The organism is Streptomyces sp. NPDC013317 (assembly GCF_055563155.1).
Map to the genome: position 1 here is coordinate 277,626 of NZ_JBVHDX010000007.1, position 13,127 is coordinate 290,752.

The window sequence follows — 13,127 nt, forward strand, 5'->3', positions numbered from 1 at the left end:
GGGCGCCCCGCCGGATGAGAGGCGGCCACACCCGAAAGGCCCGGCGGGCGGGTGTCGTCCGCTTCCCGATAATCCGCGACGGATCGAGTAGCCTACCCTGGCCGGCATGACAGCCATGGCACCCTCGCGCACCGAACCGGACCTCTCCTTCCTCCTGGATCACACCAGCCATGTCCTGCGGACGCGGATGACCGCCGAGCTCGGGGAGATCGGACTCACCCCCCGTATGCACTGCGTCCTCGTCCACGCCCTGGAGGAGGAGCGCACCCAGGCGCAGCTCGCCGAGATCGGGGACATGGACAAGACCACGATGGTCGTCACCGTCGACGCCCTGGAGAAGGCCGGTCTCGCCGAGCGCCGGCCCTCCAGCACCGACCGGCGCGCCCGGATCATCGCGGTGACGGCGAAGGGAGCGGAGGTCGCGGCGGAGAGTCAGGCGATCGTCGACCGGGTGCACCACGGCGCCCTGGCCTCACTCCCCGACGCGGAGCGCGAAGTGCTGCTGCGCGCGCTGAACCGCCTGGTCACCGGTCATCTGGAGACACCCGCCGAAGGTGCGCGGCCGGCCCGTCGGGCGCGACAGAAGGGCTGAGCCTCCCACCCCGCCCCACCTCGATCCGTAAAAGATAGTCTGCAACGGAACTATCTGTTACGGTCTTTCCTGTTGCCTCGCCGAATCAGGAGAGACCCATGCCCGCCACATCCGCTCCCTCCCGCTCCAGCTCCCGCTCGCTCGCCCTCGGCGTCCTGGCCGCCGGGATGCTGATGACGATCCTCGACGGCAGCATCGTCACCGTCGCCATGCCGGCCATCCAGAGCGACCTCGGCTTCACCCCGGCCGGGCTCAGCTGGATCGTCAACGCGTACCTCATCGCCTTCGGCTCGCTGCTCCTCCTCGCCGGACGCCTCGGCGACCTGATCGGCCGCCGACGGATGTTCCTCGCGGGCACGGCCGTCTTCACCGCCGCCTCGCTGCTCGCCGGCGTCGCCACCTCCCCCGGCGTCCTGATCGCGGCACGCTTCCTCCAGGGCGTCGGCAGCGCGATGGCCTCGGCCGTGAGCCTCGGCATCCTCGTCACGCTCTTCACCGAAGCCCGCGAACGCGCCAGGGCCATCGCCGTGTTCAGCTTCACCGGCGCGGCCGGCGCTTCCCTCGGACAGGTTCTCGGCGGAATCCTGACCGACGCGCTCACCTGGAACTGGATCTTCTTCATCAACCTGCCCATCGGCGTCGCGACCCTCCTCGTCGCCCTCCGTGCCCTGCCCGCCGACCGCGGCCCGGGCCTCAGGGCCGGCGGCGGCGCGGACGTGCTCGGCGCGCTCCTCGTCACCGCCGGTCTGATGGTCGGCATCTACGCGGTCGTCAAGATCGAGGAGTACGGCGCGGCCTCGGCCCACACCCTCGGCCTCGGCGCGCTCTCGCTCGCCCTCCTCGCCGGCTTCGTCGTCCGCCAGGCGAGGATCGCGAACCCGCTGATGCCGCTCCGGATCCTGCGATCGCGCAGCGTCTCGGGCGCCAACCTGGTCCAGATGCTGATGGTCGCCGCTCTCTTCTCCTTCCAGGTCCTCGTCGCGCTCCACCTGCAGAAGGTCCTCGCGTACGGCGCCGCCGAGACCGGTCTCGCGATGCTGCCGGCCGCCGCCGTCATCGGCGCGGTGTCCCTGGGCGTCTCGGCCCGCCTCAACGCCCGCTTCGGCGAGCGCGCCGTCCTGCTCTCCGGGCTCGCGCTCCTCGTGGTGATGCTCGGCCTGCTCACCCGGCTCCCGGTGCACGCCTCGTACGTCACCGATCTGCTGCCCGTGATGCTGCTGGCGGCCGGTTTCGGCCTCGCGCTGCCCGCCCTGACCTCCCTGGGCATGTCCGGCGCGCGGGAGGAGGACGCGGGCCTCGCCTCGGGCCTGTTCAACACCACCCAGCAGATCGGCATGGCCCTCGGGATCGCGGTCCTCTCCACCCTGGCCGCCACCCGTACCGAATCCCTGACCGAGGCGGGCCGGCCCGTCGCCGAGGCCCTGACCTCCGGTCACCACCTGGCGTTCGCCGTCGCCACCGGGCTCCTGGCCTCCGCCTTCGCCGTCGCCCTCACGGTGCTGCGCCGGCCGAGGAACGGCGGGCCGGCCCAGCGGGAGCAGGAGCGGGAACAGCGGCGGGAGCGGGTCGCGGCGCCCGCCGCGTAAGCGCCACACCGGCGAGTACGACCGCCATCCCCACCACGACCCGTACCGTCAGCGGTTCGTCCAGGACGAGGGCCCCGAGCGCCACCGAGACCACCGGCAGCAGGTAGCCGATCGTCGCGGCGCTCGTCGGGCCCTCCTCGGCGATCATCCGGTAGTTGAGGTGGAAGGTCAGCCCGGTCGCGAAGACCCCGAGGACGACGACCGCGCCCACCCCCGCCCAGGTCACCGGCCCTGCGCCCCCGGCCACGGCCACCGGTGCCGGCGCGCTCAGGACGGTCGCCGCCAGGAGCTGGGCCGCGGAGAGCGCCATGGGAGCGGTACCTCTGCCGGTGAGCCGGCGGGCCATGTACGCGAAGGCCACCGCGTAACTCGCCGAAGCGCCGAGCAGGGCAAGCGCGCCCCAGTTCAGCAGCCCGGAGTCCCCGCTCCAGGGCGCGAAGATCAGCAGTACCCCGGCGAAGCCGAGGACGAGCCCGCCGGCCTTCGCCGCACCGAGGCCGCGCTCCGTGCCGAGCGCCGACCCGATGAGCAGGGACCAGAGCGGAGTGGTGGCGTTCAGGACGCCCGCGACACCGCTGTCGACGGACTGCTCGCCGATGCCGAACAGCAGGAACGGCAGGGCGTTGCAGAAGAACGCCGCGACCGCCAGCCGCCCCCACGTCGTCCGGTCCCGCGGCAGCTTCTGCCCGGCCGCGCACGCGAGCGCGAGCAGCACACCGGCCCCGAGCAGGCACCGTACGAAGGTGATCCACCCGGGGGTGAGGCCGTGGTCGAGAGCCAGCTTGATCCAGAGGAAGCCCGAGCCCCAGAGCAGGGCCAGGACGCCCATGCGCGTCGCCGAAGTCATGGCGTCCACGGTCCTCGCCGCGACTCGACAGGACAAGCGCAGGATCATGCATCCACCGTTAAGCTGTGCTACATGCTCGATGTGAGACGCATGCAGGTCCTCCGGGCCGTCGTCACCAGCGGCTCCGTCACCGCCGCCGCCGCGAACCTCGGCTACACGCCCTCCGCCGTGAGCCAGCAGATCAACGTCCTGGAGAAGGAGGCCGGCATCGCGCTGCTCGAACGCTCCGGGCGGGGCGTCCGGCCCACCGCCGCCGGGCTGCTGCTCACGGAACACGCGGCCCTGATCGGTCGCCAGGTCGCCGAGGCCGAGACCGCGCTCGCGGACCTGAGGGCCGGGCGCACCGGACAGGTGACAGTCCGGTACTTCGCCACCGCCGGCACCGACCTCGTCGCCCCGGCCCTGGCCCGCTTCCGGTCCGAGCACCCGCGTGTACGGGTGGACCTGAGGATCGCCGAGGGTGCGGCGCCCGACCCTGAGGCGGACCTCACGCTCCTGGTCCGGCCGCGGGGCACACCGTCCGTCGACGGCCTCCGCCTCGTCCACCTCGTCGACGACCCGTACCGGGTCGTTCTCCCCAGGGGCCACCGGTTCGCCGACCGGGGGCTCGTCGACCTCGCCGACCTCGCGGACGAGCCGTGGGTCGGCAGCGAACGCCCGGGCCCCTGCCTGGACGCGGTCCTGGAGGCCTGCGCGGCGGCCGGGTTCACGCCGGACATCGCGGTGGAGTGCGAGGAGTACGCCACCGCCCAGGGGTTCGTCGCCGCCGGCCTCGGCATCAGCCTGGTCCCGTTGACGGGCCTGGGCAGCCGGCACCCGAACGTGGTCGTCCGCAAGGTCCGCGGCCCGGAGCCGGTCCGCTCGATCCACGCGGCCGTTCGGGAGTCCTCCCTGGCGCTGCCCGCCGTGCGAGATCTCCTGACGGCACTTCAGGAGGCGTGAGCTCGCGCCGAGGTCCCGGGCCGCCCCCGGGTCGCTCCCGGGCGGCGCGTGTCCGCCGTTCCGGTCGTCGTGTTGACCCGGCCGGGTCCCGGGCCGTGCGCGGCCCGGCGAGGCGTAGTGGAGTGGGAGCCCGCCGACCGGCCCACGACACCGACAGGGAGCCGCCGACGTGAGCCGACCCCCCGCTCCCCCGCCGCAGGAACCGCAGGAACCGCAGGAACCGCAGGCGCCTCAGGGACCCCAGCCACAGGAGACCGAGCCCGTCGGCGAGGCGCGCTGGCCCATGGCCGCGGCCGTCGTGACCGCCATGGTGCTCACCCTGCTGCTCCCCGACTCCCTGCGCATCGCGCCCAAGTGGGTGCTCCCGTCCGTCGAGGGCCTGCTCCTGCTGGCGCTGATCGCGGGCGACCCGGGCCGGATCGACCGCCGCTCCGCCGCACTGCGCGCCGTGTCGATCACCCTCGTCGCCGTGCTCGCGCTCGGCGCCGTCTGGTCGACCGTCCAGCTGATCGACGACATCATCCACAACGGGAGCGAGACCGCCGACGCCACCAGCCTGCTCCAGACCGGGGGCACCGTCTGGGCGGGTACGGTGCTCGCGTTCTCGCTGCTGTACTTCGAGCTCGACGGCGGCGGAGCGGCGGCCCGCCTCCACCGCATGCCCCCCACCCCGGCACTCGCCTTCCCCCAGCAGTTCAGCCCCGAGCTCGCCGCGCCCGACTGGCGCCCCCGCTACGTCGACTACCTCTATCTCGGGCTCACCAACGCCACCGCCTTCAGCCCCACGGACGTCATGCCGCTGGCACCCTGGGCCAAGATCACCATGGCGGTGCAGTCCCTCGTCTCCCTGGTCATCCTCGGCCTGGTGGTCGCCCGCGCCGTCAACGTGCTCACCTAGCGGCAGACATACCGGCCCGTTCGCCTACATAGGGGTGGTTTCCGTCCGGCAGGGATACAGTCGGCTCGTGGCGGGAGCGAAGGTGCACTCCGAAGGAGCGGGACCGTTCACGACCCGGGTCACCTGGCGGCCTGAGGCGGGGGTCACCGCGGTCTGGGAATCGCGCCTGGCGCGTAAGCGGGCGCTGCTGACCGTCCGTGCGGCGGGCGAGACGGAGCCCCGCGCGCGGGCGGCGGACAGCGTCTCGGTCGGCCGGATGCGCAGGCTGAACGCCGTCGCCGCCTGCGCGTTCACCGTCGGGGGTGCGCTGTTCGCCCTCGGTGCCGGGCTGGCCCAGTTCGGTCCGGGCGACCTCACGAGTGCGTGGATCTACTTCACCGGCGGCCTCTGCTTCAACACCGGCGGGTACGCCTCGCTGCTCCAGGCGATCAACACGCCCGACCGTGACCACGAGGCCGGGGCACTGGCCGCGCGGCGCTGGAGATGGTGGAGCTACGAACCGGGCCGGATCGACTGGCTCAGCACCTTCGTACTGTTCGCCGGCACCCTCGTGTTCGGCGTCAACCTGGTGGGCTCGCTGCTGCACGGGCTCTCCGTTGAGCAGGTGAACAGGCTGGTCTGGGCCCCGGACATGATCGGCTGCGTCCTGTTCCTGATCTCGGGGCACCTCGCGCTGGTCGAGGTGTCCCACGGCCGGCCAAGGGTCCTCCCGCACGACCTCGCCTGGTGGATCGTGGCGGTCAACCAGCTCGGTTCGTTCCTCTTCATGGCCTCGGCGGTCACCGCGTTCACCCGGCCCTCGACCGGGGACCTGGTGAGCGCCGCCGTCGCCAACTGGGGCACGCTCACGGGAGCGGCGTGCTTCAGCGTCGGCGGCGTGCTCCAGTTCTACGAGCGCCCGGCCCCCTCCACCAGCAGCGCGACCCCGTCGAGGGTCCGGTCCAGGCCGAACCGGAACTCGTAGTCGGGCTCGTCCGCCTGCTCCATGACCCCCGCGTCCAGCATCCGCGCCACCGCCGGATAGCGCTCCGGGTCGGCCAGCCGCCGCAGGGTGTGGCCGTATCGGGAGAGGACCACCTCCGGGCTCTCCCCGCTCGCGCTGATGACGGCGCCGAGGTCGGCCATCATCAGCGCCTCGTTGCGGACGAAGCCGCCGAGCAGCATGACGACCGAGACCTTGGCCCCCTCGTCCAGGCCGGTGCCCTCCAGGGCGACCATGGCGTGCTCCCACCAGGCGACGGTGTTCGGCGTAGCGGGCGGGCCGGAGAGCGGGATGCGGAGCATCCAGAGGTTGCGGTGGTAGACCTCGCGCATCGCCCAGGCCCAGTGCTCGATCGCCTCGCGCCAGCCGGTGCCGGGCGGGAGCGGGACGGGCGGGGCGCCCGTGGCGGCGTCCTGCATCAGGACGTACAACTCGCTCTTGGCGCCGACGTAGCGGTAGAGGGACATGGGCGAGACGCCGAGCTCCTTGGCGATCCGGCCCATGGAGACCGCGTCGAGGCCCTCCGCCGCGGCGACGGCGACGGCCGTCGTCACGATCCGGTCGAGGGTGAGCCCGGGCCTGGGGCCCTTGGAGGGGCGGTCGCGCAGCCCCCAGGCGGCCTCGATGCTCGCGGGCAGGAAGGTTCCACCGCCCTCGCTCTTGTCGTCCGCCACCGCATCCGCCCTTCTTCGCTTGACGGCCATCCTAGTAATGCGTAACCCTTACACAGTAACGCGTAAGGCATACGCAGTACCGATCCCAGGGGGAACCATGCCATCCGCCGCCGCGCCCGCACCACGCGCCGTCCCGGCAGCACCACCCGCCGTCGAGGCCACCGGCCTGCGCAAGGCCTACGGGACCGTCCCCGTACTCGACTCCCTCGACCTCCGCGTCGAACAGGGCACCGTCTTCGCCCTCCTCGGCCCCAACGGCGCCGGCAAGACGACCACGGTCCGCATCCTCGCCACCCTCACCGCCCCGGACTCCGGCCGGGCGCGCGTGGCCGGATACGACATCGCCGACGAGCGGTCCCGGGTGCGCCGCGCCATCAGCCTCACCGGGCAGTTCGCCGCCGTCGACGAGATGCAGACCGGCGCCGAGAACCTGCGCATGATGGCCCGGCTCTCCGGCCTCTCCCGCCCGGCCGCCGCCCGCCGCGCCACCGAACTCCTGGAGCGCTTCGGCCTCTCAGAGGCGGGTGGGCGCCTCGCCAGGACGTACTCGGGGGGCATGCGCCGCCGCCTCGACCTCGCCGCCGGTCTGGTCCGCGACCCCGGCGAGACCTCGGTGATCTTCCTCGACGAGCCGACCACCGGGCTCGACCCGCGCAGCCGCAGGGAACTCTGGGACGTGGTCCGCGCCCTCTCCGACAGCGGTACGACCGTCTTCCTCACCACCCAGTACCTGGAGGAGGCCGATCAACTCGCCGACCGCATCGCCGTCATGGACGCCGGACGCGTCGTCGCCGAAGGCACCGCGCAGCAGCTCAAGGCCCGCTTCGCCGACCACAGGCTCGACCTCGTCCTGCGCGACCGGGAGAGCTACCTCCGGCTCGCCGACCGGGCCGTCCACCACGAGCCCGAGACCCTCACCCTCGGCGTCCCCACCGACGGCAGCGCCGCTCAGGTCCGGGCGCTCCTCGACGAACTCGACCCCGGCCGCACCGACATCGTCCGCTTCGCCCTGCGCACCGCGACGCTCGACGACGTCTTCCTGGCACTTACGGAGAAGGAGCCCCTCCATGTCTGACGCCCTCACCATGACCGGCCGCGGGCTCCGCCTCGGCCGCCGCAACGTCGACGCCGTCATCACCTCGATGATGCTGCCGATCATGCTGATGCTGGTCTTCGTCTACTTCTTCGGCGGAGCCATCGACACCGGCACGCGGTACGTGACCTACGTCGTCCCCGGCGTGCTCATCCTCTGCTCCGGCTTCGGCTCCGCCGGGACCGCCGTCGGCGTCAGCGAGGACATGAAGGGCGGGATCATCGACCGCTTCCGCTCGCTCGACATCGGCGGTACGCCGATCCTCGCCGGTCATGTCGGCGCGAGCGTCGCCCGCAACCTCGTCGCCACCGCGCTCGTCCTCGGCGTGGCCTTCGCGATCGGCTTCCGGCCCACCGCGACCCCGCTCGGCTGGCTCGCCGCGCTCGGGCTGCTCGTCGCCTTCATCACCGCGATCTCCTGGCTCGCCGCGGCGCTCGGGCTGCTCACCCGCACCCCCGAAGCGGCGGGCGGGGTCACCTTCTTCATGATGTTCCTGCCCTACCCGAGCAGCGCGTTCGTCCCGATCGAGACCATGCCGGGCTGGCTGCACGGCTTCGCCGAGCACCAGCCCGTCACCCCTCTCATCGAGTCGATGCGCGGACTGCTGCTCGACCAGCCGGTCGGCGACACGCCCTGGATCGCGCTGGCCTGGTGCGCCGGGATCATGGCCACGGGCATCGCCGCCTCGGGGGCGCTGTTCCGCCTCCGGACGAGGTGAGGGAAGCCGCTCAGAACATGTCGGGGCACCACGGCCGGCGCGCGGACCGCAGCAGCACGTCCGCGCGGGCGGCCGCACCCGCCGTCAGCTCCTCCACCCGGCCCAGCGCCACCAGCCGCGTCACCGACTCGTCGCCGAGCGAGAGGGTCCCCAACTCGGCGATGTCGAGGGCGAGGTCGGCGGATCCGGTCGTACGGGAACACTCCGCGCCCTCCGGGGAGGCGTCGAGCCGGTAGCGCCCGCCGGCCAGTCCGTCCGCGTCCCGCAGCTCCAGGACGAGGGAGCCGGAGGCCGCGTACGTACGGCCCTCGAGGACCTTGGTCACGTCCAGGACCCTGACCCACAGCATGTCGGCGTGGCTGACGACCCTCGCCGCGCGCGGGTCGGGCAGGAGCATCGGCAGGAGGTCGTCGGGGGCGCGGTAGCCCGACCGGACCGAGGTCACCCAGTCGATCGAGCAGAGGTACCGCCACAACGCCCGCTCGGCGGCCGGGGTGCAGGCGATCAGGTCCCGGACGGAGGCCGTGTTGACCGGCTGCTTGCCGTCGTCCCACTTGTCGTCCGAGCGGTAGGCGGCATAGCCCTCCACCTCGCCGGACTCCGAGCGGTAGACGGCGTAGAAGGGCTCGGTCCAGGGCTCGGTCTGGAAACCGGCGCCCGTACCGCGCTCCCAGTCGCGCGCCTCCCGGTTCGGGACGCCGGCCCGGACGCGGGCCAGTCGGCGGTGGACCTCGGGGCCGATCTTGCGGATCTCGGCGCCGTCGGACAGCTCGATCGAGCCGCCGCACTCGGGCCGGCCCGTGCGCCGGGGATCCAGCCCGGCGCGCGTCAGGTCGACGGCCCACTCGGTGGTCCAGGCGGCGGGCCCGAAGCCGTACCGGCCGTAGATCGGATACTCGGCGGCGATGAGGGTCGCGACGGCGTCGCCCCGCTCCTTCGCCGCGGCGAGGTCCGCCGTCATCGCCCCCCTGAGCACGCCCCGGCGGCGGTGCGTCGGCGAGACCGTGACCTGGCTGACGGCGTCGGCGACGAGCGAGCCGCCCCCGACCGTGGACAGCTCCTGCGTGAAGGTACGGAAGGTGCCGACGATCCTGCCCTTGTCAAACACGCCGAGCGTGCGGGAGAGGTCGAAGTTCTGCCGCCGCGCCTCGGCCTCGCCGTCCCCGAGGACCGGTGGCCGCATGAACCCCGTCTTCACGGCACACAGCCACTCGCCGAACTCGGACTCGCCCACGGGGCGCACCTCAAGGCTCATGACGGCGAGACTATGCACGCCACCGACCCCGCGCACGTGAGTTTTCCCGCGCCACGGGCGCGTGCGCCCGCGCGCCCCGGCCGCACGTGCCGCGGCCTCACTCGCCCCGGCCTCACTCGGTCAGCCTCACTCGCTCAGGCCAGGAGGTCGTCCACCTGCGCCTCGCCCTCGCGGTAGCGGCGGGTGATCTCCGCGCTGCAGTCGTCGGCCGTCCGCTGGAGGTCCTGCCGGCGGCGCGAGATCTGCTGTTCGTACCCCGCGAGCCGGCCCATCGCCGTGTGCAGCTCGTCATCCGTCCGCGCCCCGAGGTCGGAGAGCTCGACCTCCGAGAGCATCTCCGCGGCCAGCCGCCGGTACTCCTCGCTCCGCGGCGTCGACAGCGTCACGTGCCGTGCCGACGAGCCCCGACTCGACGGCACGTCCGCGAGGATCTCCGACAGCCGGTCCAGGACCGGCGACTCCGGATCCGTACGCCGCGCCAGCTCGGCCCTGAGGATGTCGATACGGCCCTGCAGCATCCGCCGTACGTAACTGAGGTCCGCCTCGTCGCCCTGCGCGTCACGGCGGAGCGCGCGCAGCTCCGGCAGCCTCAGGGCGGCGATGTCCGGCTGCCGCCGCTCCGGCAGTGCGGGCTCCGCCGTCCGCTGCACGGGCGGCCGTACGCCTACTCCGAAACGGGCCGGCGTCTGCCCGGCGCCAGGTGCACTCATGTGAATCGTCCCCTCGACCGGTGCGGAACCGCACCGCCTGACACGCATGGTGCCACTCCCGCCCCTGCGCGTGCAGGCGCTCTGCACCCGTTCAGCCCCTATGCGAAGGTCTGTAGGTTGGCCTGTATGCGTGCAGTGGTGCAGAGAGTGGACGGGGCGAGCGTCGTCGTCGCGGGCGAGACCGTCGGCGAGATCGTCGGCGAAGGGCTGTGTGTGCTGGTGGGAGTCACCCACGAGGACACTTCGGAGAAAGCGGCACAGTTGGCCAGAAAACTGTGGTCCGTCCGGATTCTGGAGGGAGAGAAATCCTGTTCGGACATTAATGCCCCCTTGCTGGTGATTTCTCAGTTCACCCTCTACGGGGACGCGCGCAAGGGCCGCCGGCCCACCTGGAACGCCGCGGCGCCCGGCCCGGTCGCCGAGCCGCTCGTCGACGAGGTCGTGGCACGGCTGCGCGAGCTGGGCGCGCACGTGGAGACGGGCCGGTTCGGAGCGGACATGCGCGTCTCGCTCACGAATCACGGCCCGTTCACGGTGCTCCTGGAGGTGTGAGGAGCCGGGTCCGGTCTTCGGTCCGGTCCTCCCGGCCGGGCTCTAGGGCTCGACCACCGTCTCCTGCGCGGCGGCCGTGTCCCCGGCCATCAGCTCCGCGTCCACCGGCACGTTCCGCTTCACCACCGCCAGCGCGATCGGCCCCAGCTCGTGGTGGCGGCCCGAGGTCGTGACGAAGCCCAGCTGGCGGCCCTCGGCGCCGTCCGACGCGAGCCGGATCGGGGTGCCGTGGCCCGGCAGATGGACCTCGCTGCCGTCCAGGTGCAGGAAGACGAGGCGACGAGGCGGCTTCCCCAGGTTGTGGACGCGCGCCACCGTCTCCTGTCCTCGGTAGCAGCCCTTCTGCAGGTGCACCGCGCTGCCGATCCAGCCCAGCTCGTGCGGGATGGTCCGGTGGTCGGTCTCGAAGCCGAGCCGCGGCCGGTGCGCCTCGATCCGCAGCGCCTCGTACGCGAGCATCCCGGCGGCCGGGCCGTGCGCGGCCGCGAAGGACTCCAGGTCGGCGCGGGGCAGGAACAGGTCGCGGCCGTGCGGGGTCTCCCGTACGACGACACCCGGCGGCACCTCGGCGATGGAGCCGGCCGGCAGGTGGACGACGGCGACCTCGTCCGTGCGGTCGGCGACCTCGACGCGGTAGAAGAACTTCATCGACTCCAGATAGGCGATGAGCTCGTCCTGCGTGCCGGGCTCGACGTGCGCCCAGACGGTCTCGCCGTCGTCGACGAGGTAGAGCGCGTGCTCGATGTGACCGTTGGCGGAGAGGACCAGCGCCTCGGTGGCCTGGCCGACCGGAAGCTCGCTGACGTGCTGGGTGAGCAGCAGATGCAGCCAGCTCAGGCGGTCGTCGCCGGAGACGGCGACGACGCCGCGGTGCGAGAGATCGACGAAGCCGTCACCCGCGGCGAGGGCACGCTGTTCGCGGAACAGGTCGCCGTAGTGCGCGGCGACACCTTCGTCACGGCCTTCGGCGGGGACGGCGCCGGGCAGGGACAGCAGAGGGCTGTGCGCTGAATGTTGCTGCATGGGGCAAGCCTACGACTGCGTACCGGTGTCCTTGTTCGAACAGTCCCGGCACCGGCCGAAGATCGCGAAGTGCTTCATGTCCGTCTCGAAGCCGAAGGTCTCGCGCAGCTTCCCGGTGAACTCGGCGGCCACCTCGACATCCGCCTCGATGACCTCCGTGCAGTCCCGGCAGACCAGGTGGAGGTGGTGGTGCCGGTCGGCGAGGTGGTACGTCGGCGCCCCGTGCCCGAGATGGGCGTGGGAGACGAGCCCGAGCTCCTCCAGGAGCTCCAGGGTCCGGTACACCGTGGAGATGTTCACACCGGCGGCCGTCCTGCGGACCTCGACCAGGATGTCGTCGGGCGTCGCGTGCTCCAGCGTGTCCACGGCCTCCAGGACAAGCTGGCGCTGAGGCGTCAGCCGGTAGCCGCGCTGCCGCAGGTCGCTCTTCCAGTCGGTGCTCACCACGCCCCCCAGTGTAGGAGGGCGTGGGCGCACACGGCTGGGTCCTACTTGAAGAAGGCGATGCCGTCGTCCGGCAGGTCGCCGAGGTTGCGCGCCATCTCGGCGACCTCCTCGGGCGTCACGACCTTCTTCAGGTGTGCGGACATGTACGGGCGGAGCGGGACCTCAGGGGTCGCCTTCTCGCCCACCCACATCAGGTCGCCCTTGACGTAGCCGTAGAGCCGCTTGCCGCCGCTGTAGGCGCCGGCCGCCGCCGTACGGGCCACGGCGTCGGTGACCAGGTCGATCTGCGGCTTCTTGTCGGCCAGCTCGCCGTACCAGATCTCCACGATGCCCTGGTCGCGGACCATGACGGTCTCGACCTTGCGGTCCTTGTCGATCCGCCAGTAGCCGCTCTCGCTCTCCAGCGGGCGGACCTGCTTGCCCTCGTTGTCCAGGACCCACGAGTGCGAGTGGTACTCGATGAAGTCACGGCCGTCGTGGCTGAAGGTCACGGACTGACCGAAGTTGCACTTCTCGGCGCCGGGGAAGTCGGCCACGCCCGCGCCTTCCCACGTTCCGAGGAGGAACGCGAGGGGGACGAGGTCCGGGTTGAGGTCGGACGGGATCTCGATCATGAGCAGCTCTGTCGTTCCGTAGAGGTGATTACCGCTGGCCCTGGTACAGCTTCTTCACGGCCAGACCGGTGAACGCGAGCACGGCGACGCAGACCAGGGCCAGGAGGACTTCGAAGAAGATGATCACGGGTGCTCCTCGGATGAGCGTGAAGGCAGGACGGGCCGGACCCCAGCTTAGTCTGCGGGGGCCCGGC

15 protein-coding genes are annotated in these 13,127 nt (G+C 72.1%); 8 read left to right on the forward strand and 7 right to left on the reverse strand.

All coding sequences use genetic code 11. The features are described 5' to 3' along the window. Positions 1 to 106: 106 nt before the first annotated feature. Together ACZ3IJ_RS20635 and ACZ3IJ_RS20640 are read left to right on the forward strand one after the other, a co-directional pair. A complete protein-coding gene (locus tag ACZ3IJ_RS20635; protein ID WP_467470145.1) occupies positions 107 to 592 on the forward strand; it encodes a MarR family winged helix-turn-helix transcriptional regulator in 486 nt (161 codons plus the stop codon). Positions 593 to 690: 98 nt separating this feature from the next. Further along, positions 691 to 2,178, forward strand: coding sequence for an MFS transporter (locus ACZ3IJ_RS20640; protein WP_467470147.1), 1,488 nt, complete (start codon positions 691 to 693; stop codon positions 2,176 to 2,178). On the opposite strand, the gene ACZ3IJ_RS20645 is transcribed toward ACZ3IJ_RS20640, so the two are convergent. Further along, the gene (locus tag ACZ3IJ_RS20645) at positions 2,084 to 3,025 is read right to left on the reverse strand and encodes a DMT family transporter (protein ID WP_467470149.1); all 942 of its coding nucleotides are present in this window, start codon (positions 3,023 to 3,025) and stop codon (positions 2,084 to 2,086) included. The genes ACZ3IJ_RS20640 and ACZ3IJ_RS20645 overlap by 95 nt on opposite strands. A 72-nt stretch (positions 3,026 to 3,097) precedes the next feature. Here ACZ3IJ_RS20645 and ACZ3IJ_RS20650 point away from each other — a divergent pair, with 72 nt between their 5' ends. The 3 genes from ACZ3IJ_RS20650 to ACZ3IJ_RS20660 all read left to right on the forward strand — a co-directional run bounded on the left by ACZ3IJ_RS20650 (position 3,098) and on the right by ACZ3IJ_RS20660 (position 5,829). After that, positions 3,098 to 3,967, forward strand: coding sequence for a LysR family transcriptional regulator (locus ACZ3IJ_RS20650; protein WP_467470151.1), 870 nt, complete (start codon positions 3,098 to 3,100; stop codon positions 3,965 to 3,967). Positions 3,968 to 4,136: 169 nt separating this feature from the next. Then, positions 4,137 to 4,865, forward strand: a complete 729-nt coding sequence (locus ACZ3IJ_RS20655; protein WP_467470153.1) for a hypothetical protein — start codon at positions 4,137 to 4,139, stop codon at positions 4,863 to 4,865. Positions 4,866 to 4,932: 67 nt separating this feature from the next. After that, positions 4,933 to 5,829: a hypothetical protein gene (locus ACZ3IJ_RS20660; RefSeq protein WP_467470155.1), complete on the forward strand. Its 897-nt coding sequence runs from the start codon at positions 4,933 to 4,935 to the stop codon at positions 5,827 to 5,829. Here the strand turns inward: ACZ3IJ_RS20660 and ACZ3IJ_RS20665 are convergent. Continuing rightward, on the reverse strand, positions 5,754 to 6,551 hold the full coding sequence (locus ACZ3IJ_RS20665; RefSeq protein ID WP_467470157.1) for a TetR/AcrR family transcriptional regulator: 798 nt from the start codon (positions 6,549 to 6,551) through the stop codon (positions 5,754 to 5,756). The two genes, ACZ3IJ_RS20660 and ACZ3IJ_RS20665, sit on opposite strands and share 76 nt — an antisense overlap. Before the next feature lie 67 nt (positions 6,552 to 6,618). On the opposite strand from ACZ3IJ_RS20665, the gene ACZ3IJ_RS20670 reads away from it, so the two are divergent. Further along, positions 6,619 to 7,596 carry an ATP-binding cassette domain-containing protein gene (locus ACZ3IJ_RS20670; RefSeq protein WP_467470159.1) on the forward strand — a complete coding sequence of 326 codons (978 nt, stop codon included), beginning with the start codon at positions 6,619 to 6,621 and terminating at the stop codon, positions 7,594 to 7,596. Further along, on the forward strand, positions 7,589 to 8,332 hold the full coding sequence (locus ACZ3IJ_RS20675) for an ABC transporter permease (RefSeq protein ID WP_467470161.1): 744 nt from the start codon (positions 7,589 to 7,591) through the stop codon (positions 8,330 to 8,332). The genes ACZ3IJ_RS20670 and ACZ3IJ_RS20675 overlap by 8 nt, the downstream gene beginning before the upstream one ends. A 10-nt stretch (positions 8,333 to 8,342) precedes the next feature. On the opposite strand, the gene ACZ3IJ_RS20680 is transcribed toward ACZ3IJ_RS20675, so the two are convergent. Beyond that, complete coding sequence (locus tag ACZ3IJ_RS20680; RefSeq protein ID WP_467470163.1) at positions 8,343 to 9,587, reverse strand: GNAT family N-acetyltransferase; 1,245 nt, start codon at positions 9,585 to 9,587, stop codon at positions 8,343 to 8,345. Positions 9,588 to 9,721: 134 nt separating this feature from the next. Then, the gene (locus ACZ3IJ_RS20685) at positions 9,722 to 10,297 is read right to left on the reverse strand and encodes an RsiG family protein (RefSeq protein WP_391800277.1); all 576 of its coding nucleotides are present in this window, start codon (positions 10,295 to 10,297) and stop codon (positions 9,722 to 9,724) included. Between the two features lie 126 nt (positions 10,298 to 10,423). Between ACZ3IJ_RS20685 and dtd the strand changes: the two genes are divergently transcribed. Then, positions 10,424 to 10,849, forward strand: a complete 426-nt coding sequence (gene dtd / locus ACZ3IJ_RS20690; protein ID WP_467470166.1) for a D-aminoacyl-tRNA deacylase — start codon at positions 10,424 to 10,426, stop codon at positions 10,847 to 10,849. A gap of 42 nt (positions 10,850 to 10,891) precedes the next feature. Here the strand turns inward: dtd and ygfZ are convergent, their stop codons facing one another. Genes ygfZ through ACZ3IJ_RS20705 form a run of 3 tightly spaced genes read right to left on the reverse strand, consistent with a single transcriptional unit; the run spans position 10,892 to position 12,933 of the window. After that, the gene (gene ygfZ, locus ACZ3IJ_RS20695; RefSeq protein WP_467470168.1) at positions 10,892 to 11,872 is read right to left on the reverse strand and encodes a CAF17-like 4Fe-4S cluster assembly/insertion protein YgfZ; all 981 of its coding nucleotides are present in this window, start codon (positions 11,870 to 11,872) and stop codon (positions 10,892 to 10,894) included. 9 nt (positions 11,873 to 11,881) lie between these two features. Then, positions 11,882 to 12,319, reverse strand: a complete 438-nt coding sequence (locus ACZ3IJ_RS20700) for a Fur family transcriptional regulator (RefSeq protein WP_467470170.1) — start codon at positions 12,317 to 12,319, stop codon at positions 11,882 to 11,884. Positions 12,320 to 12,360: 41 nt separating this feature from the next. Beyond that, positions 12,361 to 12,933, reverse strand: coding sequence for a heme-binding beta-barrel domain-containing protein (locus tag ACZ3IJ_RS20705; RefSeq protein ID WP_391800274.1), 573 nt, complete (start codon positions 12,931 to 12,933; stop codon positions 12,361 to 12,363). Positions 12,934 to 13,127: the final 194 nt, after the last annotated feature.